Annotated in this window: 15 protein-coding genes; 10 read left to right on the top strand and 5 right to left on the bottom strand. The window is 43.6% G+C overall.

Annotated elements, in window-relative coordinates:
• Positions 1-123: 123 nt before the first annotated feature.
• Both BN3769_RS11600 and BN3769_RS11595 read right to left on the bottom strand, forming a co-directional pair.
• On the bottom strand, positions 124-2,358 hold the full coding sequence (locus BN3769_RS11600; RefSeq protein ID WP_228840687.1) for an ATP-dependent DNA helicase: 2,235 nt from the start codon (positions 2,356-2,358) through the stop codon (positions 124-126).
• Between the two features lie 294 nt (positions 2,359-2,652).
• Entirely contained in the window at positions 2,653-4,320 is a 1,668-nt protein-coding gene (locus BN3769_RS11595; protein ID WP_068470768.1) for an RNA polymerase sigma factor, read from the bottom strand.
• Positions 4,321-4,935: 615 nt separating this feature from the next.
• Between BN3769_RS11595 and BN3769_RS11590 the strand changes: the two genes are divergently transcribed.
• The 3 genes from BN3769_RS11590 (at position 4,936) to BN3769_RS11580 (ending at position 7,002) form a co-directional block, all read left to right on the top strand.
• Positions 4,936-5,802, top strand: a complete 867-nt coding sequence (locus BN3769_RS11590; protein WP_068470766.1) for a competence protein CoiA — start codon at positions 4,936-4,938, stop codon at positions 5,800-5,802.
• 19 nt (positions 5,803-5,821) lie between these two features.
• Entirely contained in the window at positions 5,822-6,028 is a 207-nt protein-coding gene (locus BN3769_RS11585; protein WP_068470764.1) for a hypothetical protein, read from the top strand.
• 290 nt (positions 6,029-6,318) lie between these two features.
• Complete coding sequence (locus BN3769_RS11580; protein WP_068470762.1) at positions 6,319-7,002, top strand: hypothetical protein; 684 nt, start codon at positions 6,319-6,321, stop codon at positions 7,000-7,002.
• Between the two features lie 134 nt (positions 7,003-7,136).
• Here the strand turns inward: BN3769_RS11580 and BN3769_RS11575 are convergent, their stop codons facing one another.
• On the bottom strand, positions 7,137-8,504 hold the full coding sequence (locus BN3769_RS11575; RefSeq protein ID WP_068470761.1) for a hypothetical protein: 1,368 nt from the start codon (positions 8,502-8,504) through the stop codon (positions 7,137-7,139).
• 498 nt (positions 8,505-9,002) lie between these two features.
• Here BN3769_RS11575 and BN3769_RS11570 point away from each other — a divergent pair, with 498 nt between their 5' ends.
• From BN3769_RS11570 to BN3769_RS11555, 4 genes are all read left to right on the top strand, one after another.
• The gene (locus BN3769_RS11570) at positions 9,003-9,839 is read left to right on the top strand and encodes an ABC transporter permease (RefSeq protein ID WP_068470759.1); all 837 of its coding nucleotides are present in this window, start codon (positions 9,003-9,005) and stop codon (positions 9,837-9,839) included.
• A 10-nt stretch (positions 9,840-9,849) separates the two neighbouring features.
• A complete protein-coding gene (locus BN3769_RS11565) occupies positions 9,850-11,118 on the top strand; it encodes an ABC transporter ATP-binding protein (protein WP_068470757.1) in 1,269 nt (422 codons plus the stop codon).
• Between the two features lie 170 nt (positions 11,119-11,288).
• On the top strand, positions 11,289-11,828 hold the full coding sequence (locus tag BN3769_RS11560; protein WP_068470755.1) for a hypothetical protein: 540 nt from the start codon (positions 11,289-11,291) through the stop codon (positions 11,826-11,828).
• 163 nt (positions 11,829-11,991) lie between these two features.
• The gene (locus BN3769_RS11555) at positions 11,992-12,495 is read left to right on the top strand and encodes a hypothetical protein (RefSeq protein ID WP_068470753.1); all 504 of its coding nucleotides are present in this window, start codon (positions 11,992-11,994) and stop codon (positions 12,493-12,495) included.
• Between the two features lie 196 nt (positions 12,496-12,691).
• Here BN3769_RS11555 and BN3769_RS11550 read toward each other — a convergent pair whose 3' ends face one another.
• A complete protein-coding gene (locus tag BN3769_RS11550) occupies positions 12,692-14,026 on the bottom strand; it encodes a hypothetical protein (protein ID WP_068470751.1) in 1,335 nt (444 codons plus the stop codon).
• Between the two features lie 403 nt (positions 14,027-14,429).
• On the opposite strand from BN3769_RS11550, the gene BN3769_RS11545 reads away from it, so the two are divergent.
• The 3 genes from BN3769_RS11545 (at position 14,430) to BN3769_RS11535 (ending at position 19,392) form a co-directional block, all read left to right on the top strand.
• Positions 14,430-15,476 carry a polysaccharide biosynthesis/export family protein gene (locus tag BN3769_RS11545; RefSeq protein WP_068470749.1) on the top strand — a complete coding sequence of 349 codons (1,047 nt, stop codon included), beginning with the start codon at positions 14,430-14,432 and terminating at the stop codon, positions 15,474-15,476.
• Positions 15,477-15,551: 75 nt separating this feature from the next.
• Positions 15,552-18,521, top strand: coding sequence for a hypothetical protein (locus BN3769_RS11540; RefSeq protein ID WP_068470747.1), 2,970 nt, complete (start codon positions 15,552-15,554; stop codon positions 18,519-18,521).
• Positions 18,522-18,537: 16 nt separating this feature from the next.
• A complete protein-coding gene (locus BN3769_RS11535; RefSeq protein ID WP_068470745.1) occupies positions 18,538-19,392 on the top strand; it encodes a glycosyltransferase family 2 protein in 855 nt (284 codons plus the stop codon).
• Positions 19,393-19,412: 20 nt separating this feature from the next.
• Here BN3769_RS11535 and BN3769_RS11530 read toward each other — a convergent pair whose 3' ends face one another.
• Positions 19,413-20,033 carry an exopolysaccharide biosynthesis protein gene (locus BN3769_RS11530; RefSeq protein ID WP_068470743.1) on the bottom strand — a complete coding sequence of 207 codons (621 nt, stop codon included), beginning with the start codon at positions 20,031-20,033 and terminating at the stop codon, positions 19,413-19,415.
• Between the last annotated feature and the right edge of the window lie 117 nt (positions 20,034-20,150).

Here is a 20,150-nt window from a genome sequence, read left to right as displayed (position 1 = left end):
GCTAAAGATTTTTAAGTTTTCTCTTTCTTATACTTATTTTTTTAAAAAAAAGAACTCGAATCTAGGCCATTAGCTGTTTTTATGCATTCTCTTAAAAAGTTTGAGAATGCAAATCGTTTATTTTCAATTATTTTTGACGAGATGATAAGTTTTGCGATAAAAATCGTGCATTTTGCTCCATAAATGAGCGCCATTGGCAAAAACTTTTTCGCAAGGGGGAAGACTATTGAGGAAAAGTCTTCCATAGCCTTTTGTCACTAAACGGTTATCCAAGCAGACGATACAGCCGCGGTCCGATTTATTGCGGATCAAGCGGCCAAAGCCCTGTTTAAATTTAACAATCGCATGGGGCACGGAAAATTCAAAAAAAGGATCGCCTCCTCTTTCCATAATGGCTTCCGTGCGCGCTTGGATAATGGGCTCGCTTGGAACTTTAAAAGGCAATTTGACAATAATGACGCAGCGCAATGCATCGCCTGCTACATCAACCCCTTCCCAGAAAGAGTCCGTTCCAAATAAGACAGCGCGGTCTGTCTTTTTGAATTTATTCAAAAGTGTTTGACGGCTGTCATCTCCTTGTTTGAAGAGAGGATAACGGTGGTCTTGAAACTTTTTACTCAAGGCCTCATAGCAGTTTTGAAGCATGGTATAAGACGTAAAGAGGACAAACGCTTGTCCACGGCTCGCTTGAATCGCGTTCCAAATATTTTCGTAAGCTAAAGCGTTAAAGTCGGGGTGAGAGGGAGGCGGCATATCGGTTGGCACAACAAGCAAGGCTTGTTGGCGGTAATTAAAAGGAGAATCATAGATATGCTCGGTCACTTTCCTTTGAGGCAGCAATCTCTCTGTCAAGCCTAAGCGCTGGCGGACAAATTGGAATTGTTGATTGGACGCCAAAGTCGCGCTGCATAAAATGACGGTAGAAAATTTACTAAAAAGAAAATTCACCAGCGCTTTGGAAATATCTAAATCAGCGTCTACCAAATGAACATTCAGCAGACTCTTGAGCTTGTGCGCTTCAATCCATCTGACCTTATTGGCGTTTTGGAGGTCAGAGATAAAGTTATCCAACAAAGAAATGGCTATTTCGAGGCGGTAAGCCAGCGCCTGAATATCCAAGCGCATGCCTTTGGTTTGTTCTTGCAGGCGGTCATTTTCAATTAATTTAAGATCTCCTTCCAAGCTGCTTATTGTTTGCCTGTATTGCTTAAGGGCTGCAATCAATTTGGTCGTATGAGGCAGAATGTCTTCTTTCCATTTAGGGTGGCTTAAATGGTCCTTCACAATTCTAAGCTTTTTTTCCGGCGTCGGGGAAGCCTCTTCCGGGAACAGCTGATTGAGTGGCTGATTGATTGATTCGATGAAGTGTGCAAAGGCATCAAAAGTGTGGTTGATCTGTTCCAATAACAGGTGCCTTAATGCCGGTAGATCAATGGTCAAGCGGCTAATGATCTGAGCAACGTCCCGGGGAGGCGTTTTGTTGAAGAGCGATTGGAGTTTTTCTTTTAAAATGAGCAGCTTGCCTTGCTGGGAGCCATGCCGATCGGAAGCGAGCCGGCCCAGGGTGCGCATCAGTTCTACGCGGTGCAAGCGGGCGGCAAAATACTCGGTCGCAATATCTTCAATGTGATGCGCTTCATCTAGAATAATGCGCCTATAGATAGGCAATAGGCAGGCTTCGCTGTAATTATTGGTTTCGGCCCGTCTCACGAGATCGGCAAATAAAAGGTGATGGTTGGCGACCAGCACATGCGCATCTTGAGCTTGGCGCCTAGCCTTGAAGAAATAGCATTGCTGATAGTAAGGGCACTCGTGATGCAAGCAAGCTTCGCTTTCCGCTCCAATGCGATCCCAAACGGAAGGAGAAGGAACGAATGGCATTTCCGAGCGCGATCCTTCTATCGCTCCTTGGCACCATTGATTCACTTTTTCCACTTCTTCCTTTTCCTCTGTAGGAAAAAGGCGAAGTTCTGTCTGCGCGTCTTCTAATTTGCGCAGGCAAACATAATTATTCATCCCTTTGACTAATACGACTTTGAGATTCAAATTCAACGCTTCCAGCAAATGGGGGATGTCTTTGTGGATCAGCTGTTCTTGCAACGTGATCGTATTGGTGGAAATGACTGTCCGCTCATTGAAGCGCGCTGCCCATATTAAGGCCGGAATGAGATAGGCCAGGCTTTTGCCCGTCCCCGTGCCGGCTTCAATTAAAGAGACTAAGTCCTGGTTATAGGCTTGGATGACATTTGTCATCATTTGGTGCTGCTGTGGACGAGATTCAAATCCCTTTAATGCCTGGCTGAGCATTCCATCAGGCTGAATAAGTTTAAGAATTTTCTCTATATTGAGTTCTTGCATCTGCTATATTATTTTTTGAGAAGCCATGGGAAGAACAAATCATTCTGCCGCAGACAGAAATGATCAGCGTAAATTGAAAAGGTTTCTGAATTAGGATGGTATCATAATAGGCTTTGAAAAAACCGCCAAGCATTTTCTATCTCATTCGCTACAAGCGGCAAATCTTACCTTTCTTCCTCTAGCTTTTGCAGCTTCATAAAATATAAAGCAGGAATAAGAGACAAAGAGTTAAAAAAAGCAAAGTTCGCAAAAGGGCTCTAAAATAAAATAGCCCCTATTTAGGGGCCATAAGTTTTATTCAGCTTCGAGCAGATCGAGGAAGGCTTTGAGCTGTTTAGACCGGATAGGATGACGCATCTTGCGTAAAGCTTTTGCTTCAATTTGGCGAATCCTTTCACGCGTAACATTAAATTCGACTCCCACTTCTTCTAGCGTCTTGGGCTTGCCGTCTAATAAGCCAAAGCGCTGAATGAGGACTTTGCGTTCGCGGTCGCTAAGCGTAGAAAGAACCTCTCCCATTTTATCTTTAAGGATCGAATATCCCGTCGCTTCTGCAGGCGAGTCGGCTCCCGTATCTTCCAAGAAATCGCCGAATTGGCTTTCGCCGCCGTCTCCTACTTCCGCTTGCAAAGAGATTGGGTGCTGGGCAATTTTATAAATTTCACGTACTCGTTCAGGCGTAATGCCTAACTCTTTTGCGAGCTCTTCGGGACTGGGCTCTCGGCCTGTCTCCATCATCAACTTTTTCGCTCCGCGCAGCACCTTGTTGATCGTTTCAATCATGTGGACAGGAATACGGATTGTGCGCGCTTGGTCGGCGATTGCCCGCGTAACGGCTTGGCGGATCCACCAGGTCGCATACGTGGAAAACTTATATCCCCGCCTATATTCGAACTTCTCGACTGCCTTCATGAGGCCCATGTTCCCTTCTTGAATCAGGTCCAAGAAAGATAGGCCTCTATTGGTATATTTTTTGGCGATAGAAATGACCAGGCGCAGGTTGGATTCGACCATTTCGCGTTTCGCTTCCTGGCTCTTGTCCATCCAGCGCTGGAGCATCTTGACGTCTTTTTTGAAGTCTTCCAGCGTGCGGCCTGCAGCCAATTCGCGTTTGGCTAACTTGCGCTTTGCTGCCGCCATTTTGGCTGCGGCAAATTTGTTGCGCTCCGCGCGAGGAGCCAGCTCCTGCATTTCCTTTTCCAAGAACAAAAAGCGGTCATAGGCGCGTAGAATAACCTCAACAAAATCATCGATAATATTATGGCGCAAGTGCAGACGACGAAGATAGGCCTGCATGCGAATGCGGCATTTTTCGATTTCTTCCGTGACCTTCAGCTTTTCTGTTTTCTTTAAATTGGGATTATTGCTCTCAAGCAATAATTTTTCTAAAATGAGATCTTCTTCTTTTAATAATTGGCAAAGCTTGGGAAGAAGAGTCATGAACTCTTGCTTATTGACCACTTCTTTTTCGGTAATCGATTTGTCAAAGCGCTCTTTGCCTGTTAATAGATAGGTTGCTATCGAAATTGCCTCTGATGTGGCATAGCGGAAGCGCATAATAATGCGTTCGATTTGCACTTGGGCTTTTTCTATGCGCTTAGAAATCTCAACTTCTTCTTCCCTGCTAAGAAGGGGGACCGATCCCATTTCCTTAAGATACATGCGTACAGGATCATCGGGTGCTCCCTCCGCTCTTTTGGGAAGGCTCTCTAATTCTTTGGCCTCTTTTTTACGCTCCTTTTGTCTTTCTACTTCAGATTGATTGAGGACTTGAATATCCATGCCGCTAAGAAAAATTAGGACTTGATCAATCTGATCTGCAGAATCAAAGGACATTGGCAAAATTTCATTGATTTCTTCATACGTAATGAAACCTTGCTCTTTAGAAATGGCCACAAGCTCATCAATTTTTTGTTGATGCTGCTGAGAAAAATGATTCTTGAAATTCGTCGTTTTATTCATGCTTTCCTAAAGTAGAGAGATAAGAAATACTGAATAAGTAATCCATTCAGTATGATTTGTTGTCTGTAACTGAAGGCGCTGTTTGGGAAGTGAAATTTCCATGCAAACGAATTAGATTCAGATAATTTTATATAGGTTGGCCAAACAGCTAATTTAATCCACCAACATAGAAAAAAAGGTATAGGCATTTTGTGATAAATAAAGCGTTTTTGTCAAGAATAGATGAAAAGTGTGCGATTGTGCACATAATGATTGTATGAATAAAGGAGATGGGAATTTATCACAAGTATAATTATATCATAAATGGATTTTTTTGTAATCTACTTGTTTATCTTTTCATCAAAATTAATGGGATTATACAATTTCAATAAGAATCTATTGATTAGGACTGCCGCCGTCGAATTGCCACCGGACTAGATTCAAGTTTTTTCTTTTCTAAGAGGATGCATTAAAACCACTAATGACTTAGATAAGCGGGCCATCTTCACTCACGATTGTCTGCTATTTCCTATTGCCTCCTGAGAAGAAAATAATTTCAATTATCGATTGTTAGGGGGAATACACCGTCTAAAAGATGGCCCATCCTCTCAAATAAGTAGCCAGTGAGGCCCAGACATGCAGCTCTACGCTTTGGATCAAACAAAAAAACTGATTAGCGCCCAGAGGGCAAATAGACAGCAAGACTATTATTGCATCGAGTGCCAAAGCTGCGTACGCCTAAGGGCCGGATTGCAGCGCAAACGGCATTTTTACCACGTACAGCCCACACGGTCTTGCCGGCTTCATCAAAAGGGGCCCATCCATTTGCAGCTGCAATTGCATCTATACGACCTTCTTCCCCCGCAAGACTGTCGGCTCGAATACCGCCTGCCAGAAATTGGGCGCATCGCCGACGTTGCCTGGTTATCTAAAAAGATTGTTTTTGAAATCCAATATTCTTTTATTACCTCAGAAGAAGTCGAGCGGCGCAACCAAGATTATCGAAAAGCAGGCTGGCAAGTCGTTTGGATCTTGCATGACCACCTCTACAATCAAGTGCGCCTGACAGCCGCTGAACAAGCTTTGCGCACTTGTCCCCATTATTTTACAAATATGGACCGCGAAGGAAAAGGCTGTATTTACGATCAGTTTGATTTAGTAAATAAAGGGCTGCGCAAGCAGAGAATGAAGCCTTTGCCGGTCGATTTGACCCAGCCGCAGGAGTTTGAAAAGTCCAGCGATTCAAACAAGCGCTTGCGCCTCGTTTTTCAACGAGCTTGCCAATGGCCTTTTTTCTTTTCGGGCGACCTTAGTTGCTTGCAAAGGCAAAAAGAGACCAGCTTCTATTTACAGGCAGCGCATATGAAAGAAGACCAATTTTATGGGGATGAAGCGCTGCAAGCCAAGAAAAGAGCTTATCAACGGATGAAGTCTTTTATAAAACACCTCTTTTATCCTTACCGTTTGCTATTTCACTTATGGTTGGAGAAGGCTTGCCGCTAGGGGACATGCCCTAGGCGGCATGGAGCGTGAAGCCACCTTTTACTTGCTAGATAAAGGCGGCAAGATAACGAGGACAGACGCCGGGAGCTGGGAGGCCCCCTTTGCACATGCCGTGCATCGCTATGCTCAAGAAAAAGACTCCAGCCTTACCTGCAAAGGTCATAAGGCCGGAAGAGAAAAGGAGGATTGCCATCTTGAAAAGCGGCATCATCTGCAACCGCCCTAGAAGATGCGCCATTCCTGTGATAGGTAAGACCGAGTTTTAATACACTCCCTGAGGCCTTCCTCGCATTCTTTTCTCCCTGAATATAGATAATTAGCAATTCGACAACAATCCGTCATAATTCCTTACCTAATATTTAAATGATTTAAATTAAAAACCAATTTGAAATTTATATTAAAATTATTTAACTGTTAATAAAGATTAACCTTTATTTATTAATATGTTTGTTTAAAAGGTGGTTAATTTTTAATCGTGTTAATAATTATTGTTTATCTTAATAGAGAGGTTAATTTATGTTAAATTCAATTTCCCATGCAGATATTTCAAAGGAATTTGTAATTGCAGATTTTTCCGGTCCAGAGCAGATGCCCTGGTACGAGAATGAGGGAGTCAAGAACTGCGCCAAAACTCTGATCGATTATGGCCAGTATTTATCTTATGCTCGTTATGCCAAGTATGTTCCTGGAGCGCCTTCCATTTTAAGCAATAAGGCCGTCCATTTTGTCGGGGATGTTTGCACAGTTGTTCATTCCGGCTTGGATATCAAGTCAAAGATGGACACAGTTTTATCCGATCAAGCATCTGCGGATGTAAAGGCCCAGAAGATGGTGCAAATTGCTCAACTCGCTTTGAAAGTTGCCAATACGCAGCTTGTGGACTATTTGCCCGAATCAGCTAGCAATACTCTCAAATGGGCGAACAGCGCTTGCGAAGTGGCTCGTGTAGGAGTGGCTTGCAAATCTAAAGTTGGCGATGTGATGGACGGCAAAGAGTCCGGTTTAGCGCATACTAGAAATAAAGTTGAAGCTGCTCTCTTGGCGGCCACAGCCGCGAAATCTGCTCTTGACTTAGTGGGAACAGATGCCTTCGATTCAATTAAGGCGACGCTGTCGTTTGGCAAAGGTGTTTTAACTGTTGCTAAAGTAGGTGTGGGTACTGCCCAATTTTTTGCCGGGTTAGCGAAAAATCTGGCTTAAGAAGAAGAACTTGGAGTTTTTTTACCTTTTAACTGACGTGAAAAGGGTAAAAAAAACTCCAAACAGTTAATAAATTCAGCTTCTAAGAAGGTATTAAAACGCATATATAGGCAATTAAGGGCAAGGAAAAGCGATTATGCGGGATAAAAAATGCCGATGATGTAATTGCGGAAAAGCCCTGCTGGAATCAAGCCGAGATGGCAGTTTAAGAGGACTTCTTGGCCATTCTTTGTTTTTGCGAGCAGGCGAGATTGCGATTCGGAAGAGCTGGATAAGGCAGCGACAGCCCGCTTCCAGTCGATCAAGCCTTCTTGAAAGATTTGAAAAAAATCTGAGGTAAATTTTTCAGGGCTCCATCCCACTATATTTTTACACTGGTTATTCACAAAAAGCAGTTTATTGTCTTTTGGGGCATACATGATAATCAAGCCTGATGTCTCATGCCGCAAGCTGTCAAATAGGCGGCGCTGATCAATCGTATAATGAGAAGAAGAAAACTCGCGGTAACGAGAAGCTTCATTACTATGATAATTGGCTCCTGTTAATTTTTGAGCGATATTAAGGCATTTCTTTAGAAGAGCTGTTGCCTCAATTGGCGAAGAGATCAGCTTTTCTTTCCCAGACTGATTATCCTCTAAGAGGCCGATAGTGGCCGAGGAAGGGAGCGGGGCATCCGGCTGCTCAGTCAAAGAACTAGATGAAGTAATTTTGAAAGGGGATTCGCTCTTAACAACGGGCTTCGAGCTTGCTTTGGAAGAATTTTCTTCTTCATGCAAATATAAAAGTGTTTTTATTTCATAACTTAGATCATGGACCTTAGTGTCCAGCTGATAAATTTGATCCTGTCTTTTTTCCATTTCGGCGCGCTGGTCTTCAATCATTTGTTGAAGGGCAGCAATTTGCATATTTTTCTGCTTCAATTGCTCTTCTGAAAAAAGCTTGTAATCGGAGAAATCCTGCGCGGCTTGTTGGGCTTTGACTTGCAACTGCTTGTTCTCTTCTTCGATTTTAATGAAGGCCTGCTCTTTAAGCTCCAATTCCTCCTGCAAACTCTTGTACTGCTCTTGATTCTCTTCTAAAGCTGCTTGAAGCAAAGAAAGCTCTTTTACGCTTTCTTTGAGAGGGGCGTCTGCTTCAATAGGCGATGGAGAGTTTCGTATCAAAGCCAAAGACGGATCGATTGAAGTGACCTTTGTTTCTTTGTCATTCGGGAAAAAAGCCAGTTGGCGAGAATGGGCAGTCGGCTCTTCTGACGTTTGCCCTTTCAGCCCTTTCTCCCAATAATAGATCAATAGAATGAGCACAAAGGAACCGCAGGTAATCAAAAGCAGGCCCAAAGAAAGAATCGACCAGCTTTTATTAAGCGACATTAAGCCAATGCTATAAGAAGCAAAAAAAAGCAGGGGAATCAGGTAAAAGAAAATAATAGCGGCAGATAAAAATTGCCGGCTAAGGGGTTTCATTTTCATAGAAGAGAGCACAATCTTATGGGCTTGATTCATTTTTTTTAATATACACGATTGGGACTAAAGACACAAAAAGATAGTGCAATCCCTATTAAAATCGGGAAAAGATTATTTAAATGGATTGACTAAATCCATCAAAGCCTTTTAAATGAATGCCTAATGTTATTTTATTGGCGGAAAACCCTGCCTTCAAAATATTTATAATGCTTTTGTTTGCGACTTCGCTTGCCTGCTTGATAGGATAAGTCAGTTAAAGAGATCGGACGAAACGCCTCCCTCTCGTGAATTTTGTTTAGCGGGCTTCCGGATTCATTAGGCGTTTAAGAGTTAATGACTTAGATTCGAGTTCTTTTCCCCTAGGAAGCAATAGGAGAGAGCGGGCCATATTCACTCGCTATGGACCGCTATTTCCTATTGACTTCGAGGGGAAAATCATCTCAAATCTCGCTTATTAGGAGAAAGTACGCCCTCTAAGAGCATGCTTAAGAATTAAGATGTGAGTTGTTATAAATAAGGAGTTTATTTGATCGTAATATGTCAAAAAAAAGCCTCGAATTTAATTTGATTATCGACTCCAGTCGGGTCCAAAAAGAATACTTGAAAGATCTTTTCCGCTACCGCGAGCTATTTTATTTTTTTGCCTGGCGCGATATTCTTGTTCGCTATAAGCAGACCTTTTTAGGAGTGGCCTGGGCATTAATCCGTCCGCTTCTCAATATGGCTGTTTTTGCTTTTGTATTTGGCAAGGTTGCCAATTTAGCATCTGATCACATCAACTATCCGCTATTTATCCTAGCAGGCATGCTGCCATGGCAGCTTTTTGCCAGCTGCCTTATTGAGACCAGCAATAGTTTGGTTAACAATGCGCCGATGATTTCCAAAGTGTATTTTCCTCGCATGATCTTGCCGATCAGCTATATCTTGGTTAATTTTGTCGATTTCGCCATCAGTTTGGCCATGCTGCTGTTCCTTTTTCTGGTCACCGGTTCTTTTCAGCATTGGACGATCTTATTGTTGCCGGCATTCATTGGCCTTACTTTGATCTTATGCTTAGGAACCAGCCTGTGGCTGGCAGCCATTACGGTTCGCTTTAGAGATTTTCGCTTTATTGTGCCTTTTATTGTTCAGTTCGGCATGTTTATTTCACCGGTGGGATATGGAAGCTTTTTGGTTCCGGAGCCGTGGCGTTGGTTGTATTTTCTCAATCCAATGGCTGGCATTATCGAGGGATTCCGTTGGTGTTGCTTTGGAGCTTATCATGCCGACCTTCCGGCAGCCCTTGCCATCTCTTGCTTGGTCAACGCCGTTCTTCTCGTGACGGGCTTTCGCTATTTTCGCAAAATGGAACGAATCTTTGCCGACATTATCTAGATAGGTTTTTATGAATATTGTTGAAATTGAAAATTTATCTAAAAAATACATCATTGCGCATGAGCGTCAAAATCCTTATGCGTCTTTAAAAGAAATCCTTTCTGATTGGATGAAGCAGGCCGCACGCAAAGCCCTCGGGCGTCCTTTGCCGCCCTCTAGTCCGGTTCAAACGGAAGAATTTTGGGCTTTAAAAGACCTGACCTTGAATATCAAGGAAGGAGACCGCATAGCCCTTTTGGGGCGCAATGGAGCGGGAAAATCGACATTGCTCAAGCTGCTTTCGCGTATTACCGAGCCGACCAAGGGGAGAATTAAGATCCGCGGACGCGTCTCCAGCTTATTGGAGGTGGGAACGGGCTTTCATCCCGATTTGACGGGAAGAGAAAATATCTTGCTCAATGGCGCAATCATGGGCATGAGCTATAAGGAAATGAAAAAGAAATTTGATGAGATTGTCGCTTTTGCCGATATCGAAAAATTTTTAGATACGCCTATCAAGCGCTATTCCAGCGGAATGTTTATGCGTTTGGGATTCGCCATCGCCGCCCACTTGGATTCCGATCTTTTAATTGTCGACGAAGTCCTGGCTGTCGGGGACGCCCAGTTTCAAGAAAAATGCCTGAAAAAAATGAATGAAATGGGTGCGCAAGGGAGTACGGTACTATTTGTCAGCCATAGCATCAATTCCGTTTTGTCCCTTTGCAATAAAGGCATCTTTTTAGAGAAAGGCGAATTGAAGGCTTTTGAACCGATCGAGCAATGCGTCAGCCGCTATGTTCGCAGCTGCCCCGTCGCAGGATTGTCCTGGGAAGGCTCTGTTGGAGATGAGCATATCCGTTTCTATCACGCCTCTCTTAAAGCACCAGCTTCCGATACAGGCTTCTTTTACCAAGGAGAAGAAACCTCCCTGCAAGTTGAATTTGAAATTCTCAAGCCGCATCCTGATTTGATCCTGGGCTTCAGCGTTCTTAACTCGCGCAACCATGCCATTGCCCGCTCGCGCTTGTGCGACCATAAAGAGCATCATCACTTAGTCGCTTCGGCGGGCCATCACCGCCTATCTTTTCATTTAGATCTCAATCTTTTTCATCCGGGTGAATATCAAATTAAACTGGAGTGCTCCCTTTTAAATAAGAAAAAGATTTTGCATGACGATATTCATTTGAAATTTGCCCTCTATTCTCAAAATAAGCATCTTAAATATGAGCTCGGTGTGGAAAAAGACGGCATCAGCTTGGGAAATCGTTGGTTGCCTCAGTCTACTTGTGCAAAAGCATAAGCCATTTATTGAGATAGGTTAAGACTGCCATCAATCGCTCATTTATACGCTTTTAAATAACCGCTGTTTTTTAATGAATACAGCGAGTGGATGAGTATTTTAATTTGAATGGATTGTATGGCTAGATATTTTGGTTTCTTAAACAGTTGAATTTAGAAGAGAAAGATCTGATGAAAGTCGAACGCATTTTAGTAATCAATCCGACACAGGTTCAAAGAGAAGCAGAACAGAAAATTAATCTGGCCCAAGAGGAAATTGTGTCTGCCATTCGAGCCATTATCCAACAAGCCCTGAATGATTATTTAGCTTCTTTAACCGCTAGAAGCGATTATCAGGAAATTATCGCAAATATAAGGCATTGTGCTCAGGCTTTTTTTGCCAAGCATCTTCAAGAAGAAGTAAATTTAGATGCGTTGCCTGAGCGCACTAGGCAGCTTGTCATTCAATTGGCTAATCACAGTATAGTGGGATTAGACGCCTATCCGGGTGTATTTGGTTTTTTAGGGGCACTGGCCCTAGCCGAGCCAGAAAGAAACGTGCGTGCAAACAAATTATTCGATCTATTTGTGAAACATTCTATTCCTCCGGCTCAAAAAATCGTCGAAGAGTTAGAAAGACACTATCCTCGAAAAGATAGTGAAGAGAGAATTAAGCCAAATTCAAAGAAAGAAGAGCTATCTTTCTCTGAAAAGCTGTCCGAAAGCCGCTAATGAACTAGATTCAAGCGAGTATAACTTATTTAATACACTCTCTTTAATAAAATGTAATTATTTATAGATAATAAAAAAATATTGAATTTTAATTTGTTTTGATTAATAATACTTTTTAATTAGTTGTTTTTTTAATTTAAATCTTTTGGAAAAAGGAGCTATTATGCAAGTTGGAGAACGCATTTCGGTTGTCAATGAAGCTGTTCGGTTAGATGTTGAGTTAAAAATTACTCATGCTAAACGGGAAGTTGTCAATACCATCGGGCAAATTGTCACACAGGCATTGAATGAAAATCAAGAGGCTTTAAGGGCTCAAGGCAATCCTATGGAAGTGATTGCGAGAGCAAGAGGCTTGGCGACAACTTTTTTTGCAGAGCATTTAACGGAAGAAAAACTCACGGCTTTAAAAGATTTGCCACAACGCGTCAAGGATGTTGCCAGCCAACTTGCAAACCGAGCTGGAGGAGAGTTGATGGCACAGATGGATCCGATGAATCCGACACAAGTCAATCCGATGAGAGGCTTTTTAGGGATGATGGCTCAGCTGACTGCTCCAGACAATTTAATCAATTTCTTTTTAACGCAGTCGATGGGCGAGGCGCGCCGCGTCACGGAGGAATTAGAGAGCCGTTACACAGAGACCGTTTTGGATCAAGTCATTCAATAAAACTTGCTTTTGAGTAATGATGTGTTCTTAAAATTAAAGGCAGATCTACAAGAGATCTGCCTTTTTATTTTAAGTTTCAGCTATAGGGGAAGATTAAAAAAAACCAAACTCAGGTTATTACTAATTGATTTGATCAAGGAAGCCATAATTAATTATCTTCAAAGACCTTTTCATAAGGAGCAGGCTAAAGCCTGATCTAGGCTGGGTTAATCGCTATCTTGGCCGAGCAGCTTGTTGATAGCGGAGGTCGGTGTTTGCTCTCAAAGGCATAGCCAGCGGCAAAAAAGAGAAAGCTCATCGTTTTATAGGCCAAATAGGCGTCGAAAAAGATCATGTTGATGGCAAAGGCCACCATCATCCACTTGATTTGGGGATTAATGCGGTAGAGGGATTGGAAAAACTTCCAGAAAAGGAAAGCCCCGATCAGACCGTACTCCGTCAGGATCCGCAACAGCCCGCCATCCAAGGCCGACCAGGCAAAGCCGGGGCCCAGCCCTTGTAAATAAATCTCAGGATGCGAGACATAGACTTTGATAACATAAATCCATTTGTGAATACGCATCCACCAGCTCATGTCGTACTCGTCCGCAGCGACGACTTCATTGCCCACCGGATTCTTTGTCATGTCAATTTTATCCCAGACAACTTTGGCAAGTTCGAAATTTTTCATGGAAAGAAGGCCGGCGCTGCGTTGGTAAACCGAATCGGTTTGGGTAATGACTAAAATGATGCCGCCAAGCAGCAGGGGAGTGAGAAGGCTGATCGTCAAAATTGATCCCATGGATCGCCAATTGAACTCATCTTTAAGGCGGCCGAAAAAGCAAACGATCAAGGCGATAATCGAAATGCGGTTTCCAGTAAAAATGACAAACAGGCCGAATAAAGCGAATAGCAAGTAGGGATAGCATTTTCTTAGAAAGTAGCGGGCAAGTGGAGAGGCAAAGAGACGGACAAATTTGGATTGATAGCTGTTGTCAAAAATAAGGTAACAGAACAGCAAATTGAGCAGCAGCCCCATCTCGGAAGGGAAGGAGGCGATTCCCTGCACGCGCGTAGAGACATCCGTGCTGTAGCCGGTTACCGTTACCGCTCCCGCAAGATTGAGCTTTTGCAAGGTCATCAAAAGAAAGCTCCAAATAAAGAAGGCTTGCATAAGAGGCTTGCCTAAAGCGAATTGCGAAGCTAAAGCGCCAATGTAAAAGAAGAGAAAATATTCCAATAAACGGACGGTATAAAAAATTTTGGCGTCGAGGTGCAGCACTCCCAAAGACACGAAGAAGCGATTAGAAAGAAAGGAAAGAATCGCAAAAGCGGTCAAGAGCAGCATCCATACTTCTATTTTATAGAGCGTCTTGTGCAAAATGGCATGCGACCAAATCAGCAATGCACCAAAGAAGAATAAAACAAAATCGTCGATTCTGAGGCCTGCTGTTTCCGAATCAAAGCTGATCAAATTCAACTTAGGAAGAAAGAGAAGGGGGAGACTGAAGAGAAGGAGGAACAGCGAAAGCTTCTTTTCAAAAAAACGCATAGGAAGACAATTTTGTTAAAAATGAAGTCATTAAATCACAAGAAATAAATCTTGCAAAGCAGAACCTCTCAATTGTCGCTTGAAAGAAGCCGGATAGGAACCTGCGGATAAAATGGCTGACCTTCAAGAAGGAAGATGTCATTTAGATCGCCTTCATCAGAGAAAACACTTCCGATTTAATGGAAAATACGCTAAGAAATATAAGTCCTAAAAGTTAAAAGGCTTTAAATAAAAGATAGGGAGGATGGATAATCTAAGCGGTTTTAATACACCCTATAAAAGCATCGGCTTAAACCTTTTAATAAAATCTTCTTCCTCTATTTGGCATTAAATGGATGCTTAAGTAATGGGAAATTAGGCTTAAAAACTCTTCCGTACACGCTCTTTCTTTAACGGTTGGATAATGAAATTTCTTTCTTTGTTAACTTTCTGCTTCATGCTCTTTTTATGCTCTTGCTGTAAGCCTTGCTATCACTACGACATTTATGGCGCAGACGAATTTGTGATCGATTCTTATAAAATCCGACAGGGCAAATTGGCGATTTTGGACATGGAAGGCGTTGATTTAGGAGACCTGTCTTGCGAAGATATGGAAGAATATCAAGATGTCATTGCAGAAGATGATATTTTAAATATCGCCGTCTATCATCCCAAGCGGCGCGACGTCATGGATGCCATTCAGTTTATCAATGAGAAGGTTGGATTCCGCGTCAGTCAAGGCATGGTTGATTTTCCCGATATTCCTCCCATTGAAGTGGCAGGCTTAACGCTGGAAGAGGCCAGACAGAAAATTCAAGGTTGCTACCAAGAACACATCCAAGACATGGAAGTTTTTCTTAGTTATCGGGATCGTTTATCGCGAAAAGTCGAGCTGACGGGTGCTGTGACGACGCCTGTCATTCCCGTCGATGGCAAGATTCGCCTTTACGAGGTATTGGCTGTTGCGCATGTCCCCAATAATGCCAACTTCTTCAAGAGTTATGTTGTGCGGGATGGGGTTCAACTTCCCATCGATCTATATAAGTTGATGAATCTGGGCGATATGTCGCAAAACATTGTCATGCGCGGAGGCGACCGCATTTTTATTGCAAGCCCAAGCGATACGACTGTCATGGTTATGGGAGAGGTGGGGAATCCAAGGGCCGTCAATCTTCCTTATGGCTTTATGTCGCTTAGAGAGGCGCTGGTATCCGCTGGAGGCATTCCCTTTACTGGCAACCGCGATTGCATCCAAGTGATTCGCGGAAACTTGCAGAACCCAAAGATCTACGTGCTTTCTTGGGATCACATTATCCACCTGCCTAACGACAGCCTTTTGTTAATGCCGGGAGATACCGTCTATGTATCCGAGAAACCCATCACGCAATGGAACCGCTTTATCGATCAATTGCTGCCTAGTTGCTTGGGCCTCCAAACGGCTTATGGAACCTATCGCATGATAAGCGATTAGAGTGAATGAAGCTAAATGAGTAATTGGCTAGCAATAGAGGTCATTTTAACCCTCTTTAAGACATAAAGGTCAGAGATGAATAACAACAAAGACGCAGACGATAAATTCCTCATCACCATGTCTGACATAGCCTCTTTATTTCGGCAATCCAAAGGGCGCATTTTTCGCTGGGCGCTTGTCATGGGATTGCTGGGGGCTTTAGTCGCCTTAATTCAACCTATCCGCTACCGTTCCGAAGCGACCTTCAGAGAAAAGAGCAATAAGTCGGGAGGCGTGTCAAATTCAATTCTGCAGCTTCTTAGTAGCGAAAGCCTGTCTGCCGGCCAAGAAAATGAAGCCAGCTCTTTGATTAAATCTCGCAAGCTCATGCAGAACGTAATTGAAAAGCTCAAGCTGCAAGGCCAAGTGGAGCTGAAATGCGATGAAGAAAATATTTTTAGACGCATCCGCCGCAATCTGGAGGTGACTTGGAACGCCCTTAAGCGCTCTCCTCAGCCAGTCCTAAAAGACCACCAATGTCCCATTCAAATTGTTGATTTGAACTATCAAGGCGAAATTCCCCTTAAGTTTGAAGTCCTCCTGGCTGATAACGGAGAGTTTGACGTACGCGATGTCGATCATGACCACGTGTCTATCGGACAAGGGAAACTAGGCGTTCCATTTACTTGGCAAGCGCTCGCTTTTACCCTCGATGCGAGGGAGGGGCAGACAGTTGCTCCCCAGCCGCTTTCCTTAAAAATCGAGTCCATGGCCGATACAGCGGACGCGCTTTGTAAAAAGCTGCAGATTGAAAATGCAAAGAATGACAAGGGCGTTCTCAAGCTCGCTTATGACCATCGCAATCGCCATGCTGCCAGCGAATTTTTGAATACGACGATGCAATGCTATCAAGATCACCTGAAATCTCATCACGATAAATTGGCCAAAATGCAGCTGGATTACTTGCATAATAGGCAAGCCCAGCTGGCCAATAATTTGACCGAATTGATGCAGAAGCACGCCAATTTCTTAGCAAACGATTTGTTTAATTCAGGATTTGTCGACTCTGATAAGGAAATGGATTTTTTGGCCAAAAGCCAACATGAATACAGGGAAAAGTTATTATCCAACGAGCTTGAAATTAAACGCCTGGAGAATATTCAACCCAATAGCCACGTTTATTACGATACCTATAATTCCGATGCGGCGGATTCAATCGTCATTAATAACGTTCTCACGCAGATTCGCGATTTGAAGCAGCGAAGAGACGGATTGGAAATTGAGATTCAAAAGAAAGCGGCCTTTACAACCCATACGCTGCATCATTCTTTCGATCAGCAATTAGAAGAGCTCAAAGAAGTGCAGCGCTATATAGTAGAGCTGCAAGATATTATCGACCGCTTTCACCAGCACCTTTTGCCCGATTCAGAGACCTCTTTGATAAAAGATCCGCGCTTTTTGATTAAGGGCTGGTTCGAACACTTAGACAAGCTGGAGGGGATAGACCCGGTTGAATGGAACAAATCGCGCGAAAGTTTCCAGTTTTACCTCACAAATTTAGAGCGCATCTTTAATGTGCATGAGAAAATGCTGCAAGAACGCCTCATCCACCAACAAAATCCATCCGATGAATACCAAGGAATTGATTTAAGAGTGGCGGATGACTTGTATATGGACTACTCTAAGCAGCTCATCCAGCTAGAATCTACCATTAGGCAAAATCTCTTCTTTATCGGTCAAATGGAAGATCCTAATTTTGAAATCACGTCTTTGAGTGCCGGTCTAAATGACTCTGTCAGCCAAGAGATGATTAAAAAAGCGAGCAATCTTGTATTGACCTTAAAAGACCAAAATAACCAAAGCGTGCGCGAACAAGAGCGCTTAAAGGAAGAGCTCCTTTTACAGCGGACTTTTTTATCTTTGCACCTTGAGCAAATGGTGCAGCTCATGGAGTTGAACAAGAAGCTCATCGAAGAAAAAGTTTATGCGTTGCAAAATGTCAGCTTGGACCTCATCAATCAGCAAGTCTCCCTGCTTGAAAACACCTTGCGCGACTATGTCGAGTCGCGGCTAGAAAATTTAAGGCAGGAAAGAACGCTTATTAAGCAGCACCTCAAACACATTCATAACGAAATGGGCGGCCTGCCCAAAAAATGGGTGGCCGAGCAATTGATCGAACAAGAAGTCGAGATCAACCAACTTATCGTCGAAGAAATCGCTAAAATGGTCGAGTCCAAAAATATTGCCCATAACTTAGAGGTCATTCAATCAGCCCCCATCGACTTGGCTACGCCTCCTGTCCATCCCGTTACACCTAGCGTGTTGGCATTCGCCATTTTAGGCGGTTTGCTGGGAAGCTTTATGGGAGCAGGCGTTGTGTTGGGATCCTCTTTGATCAAAGGGCTTAAAGCCTCGGCCGACAACCTAAAATTGGCAGGCTTGTATGTTGCGGGCTCGCTTCCTTTCCGTTCTCAGACACAAGATAATAGGGTGATTAGCGATGCTGATTTAGAAACGATTCGCCGTTTGCAAAGCTATATCGATCCTGTTTCTTTGTCCTCTGAAAATCGAGAGTTGAATGTTGCCCAGCGGTTGCTTCTGCTAGAAGGGTGCGGGCCGGATTATTCCCGTGACCTGTCAACGCTTTTCTTGAAAAAGGGAAAAAAAGTCTTAATGCTTTATTTGGATGGCGATCAAGCCGGCTCGGACGTGAAAAACGGCCTCTTGCAGTACTTGGAAGGAAAAGCCTCTTTTCCTGAAATTGAGTCAGGGCCCTATGGCGACTTTATTCGAGCAGGCGGAGCAAGCCGCTTTTTCATTGAATTAATGGGGTCGGAAGCCTTTAAGAAGCTAATCAATGAGTTGCAGGAGCGCTATGATTGGATAATAGGCATCAGCCGTGCTTCGCCGGTCAGTGCAGAGGCCGAAAGTTTAGTTCCCCTTTTCCCTTACGCGGCTGTCACGGTTTGGCAAGAAAAAGTGGAGGATTTGGATTTTTATGCTCAATTGGCAAACAATCCCAATCGCAAAGTGGTCTTTTTAATTGCCGATTCAACGATGAACTAAAGCGGGTAGGAAAACAATGGCAAGCCAAGGACAGAAGGGATCTACCTGTTCGGTCATTATTGTCACGCATAACAGCCAAGCTTATCTTCCCGCTTGTTTAGATGCCCTTCGCAAACAAACTTGCTTGCCTGACCAAGTGATCATTGTCGATAGCGGCTCTACGGAAAGCGATTATGTGGCGGCTTGCAGTCAAGATTCGTATATGCAGATCAGCTTGCAAAAAGAAAATGTCGGCTTTTGCAAGGGTAATAATATCGGCTTTTCTTATGTTCCCCTTCATACAGATTACGTCCTTTTTTTAAACCCTGACGCATTCTTGGGGCCCACCTTCATCGAGCAAGCCAAAGCATATATGGAGTTGCCGCAGTCTGCTCATATGGGCGCTTTATCAGGCCTTTTGCTGGGATATGATGTCAAGCAGAACAAACCTACCGGTTTGTTAGACTCATCCGGCATTTTCCGTACGTGGTATGGGCGCTGGTATGATCGCGGGCAGGGGCAAGAGGCGGGCTGTCAGCCTGTCCATCCGGAAGCCGTGCCGGCGCTGTGCGGCGCTTTAATGTTCTGCCGCTACCGGGCTTTGCAGGATGTATGCTTAGAGCCGTTTCAAGTCATGGATCCAACCTTTTACATGTATAAGGAAGATATAGACCTTTCTTTACGTTTGCGCCGCAAAGGATGGGAGTTATGGATGCTTCCTCATCTTTGGGCCTATCATTGCCGCGGCTGGCAGCGCGATCGCTCTAAAGTGGATAAGCGCTTGCGCCTTTTATCTGCTAAGAATGAAATGCGCTTATACGCCCGCTTCAAATCGCCCTGCTATTTTTATTCGGCTCTTAAATATTTATCTGTTAAAGCATTCGATCTTTAAAGCGTGTAGAAAAAACGGCATTAAAAGATGCTCTTGATTTGGCAAAAGCTGAATAGAAATACCCCAGTAAAAAAAAGCAGGCATAAAAGAGAAAGCACATAGCTGACTAAAATCATCAGGCCATCATCTTCCAATAGCCCTAGGCCCATACAAAAAAGAGGAACGGCTGACATCAGATTCGTCAAGGGAATGGGCAGGGGCAGCGATAAAAAAAGGGACAGCACAAAAACCACCAGCCCGTTTAAGCGAGAAAAGAGAGCGCTTCGCGTCAAAAAAATCAGACGGGGATGAAGAATTTTTTGCATCCATTTAACGATACTTATCGCTTTTTCCGCTAACGTGATTACAGACTGGCTTTTAAGAGACTTTATTAAAATCCATTGCGGCCACCATTGCGACTTGCCAAAGGCCATGCGCAGGCCAATCAGGGCTAGTAAGAGGCCGAAGGGCGTAGAAAATCCGGGAATTTGAACGGGAAGGCAAAAGGGGAGACTGAGCAGAATGAGCAGCGCGGCGTAGCCTTTTTCGGCTAAAATAAAGAGCATTTGCTCAATTTTTATCTCTTCTGTTTGTTGAGCGAGCATTAAAATTTGCTGCAAAGAGTCGAGAAAGAAAAGCTTAGAAGATTTTTGATTAGACATCTTCACCACGGCCGGTTCATTTCCCTTTACAAGCTGTTCCGGTTCCACCAAAACAAATAGATTTGAAAAGAGGAAAAGGATTGCAAGAGTTAACGTAAAGCAGAAGGCCAGTCATTG

This window comes from Candidatus Protochlamydia phocaeensis (genome assembly GCF_001545115.1).
Taxonomy (GTDB): domain Bacteria; phylum Chlamydiota; class Chlamydiia; order Chlamydiales; family Parachlamydiaceae; genus Protochlamydia_A; species Protochlamydia_A phocaeensis.
Note: the sequence above shows the minus strand (reverse complement) of the source record. Positions and strands in the feature narration are given on the sequence as shown.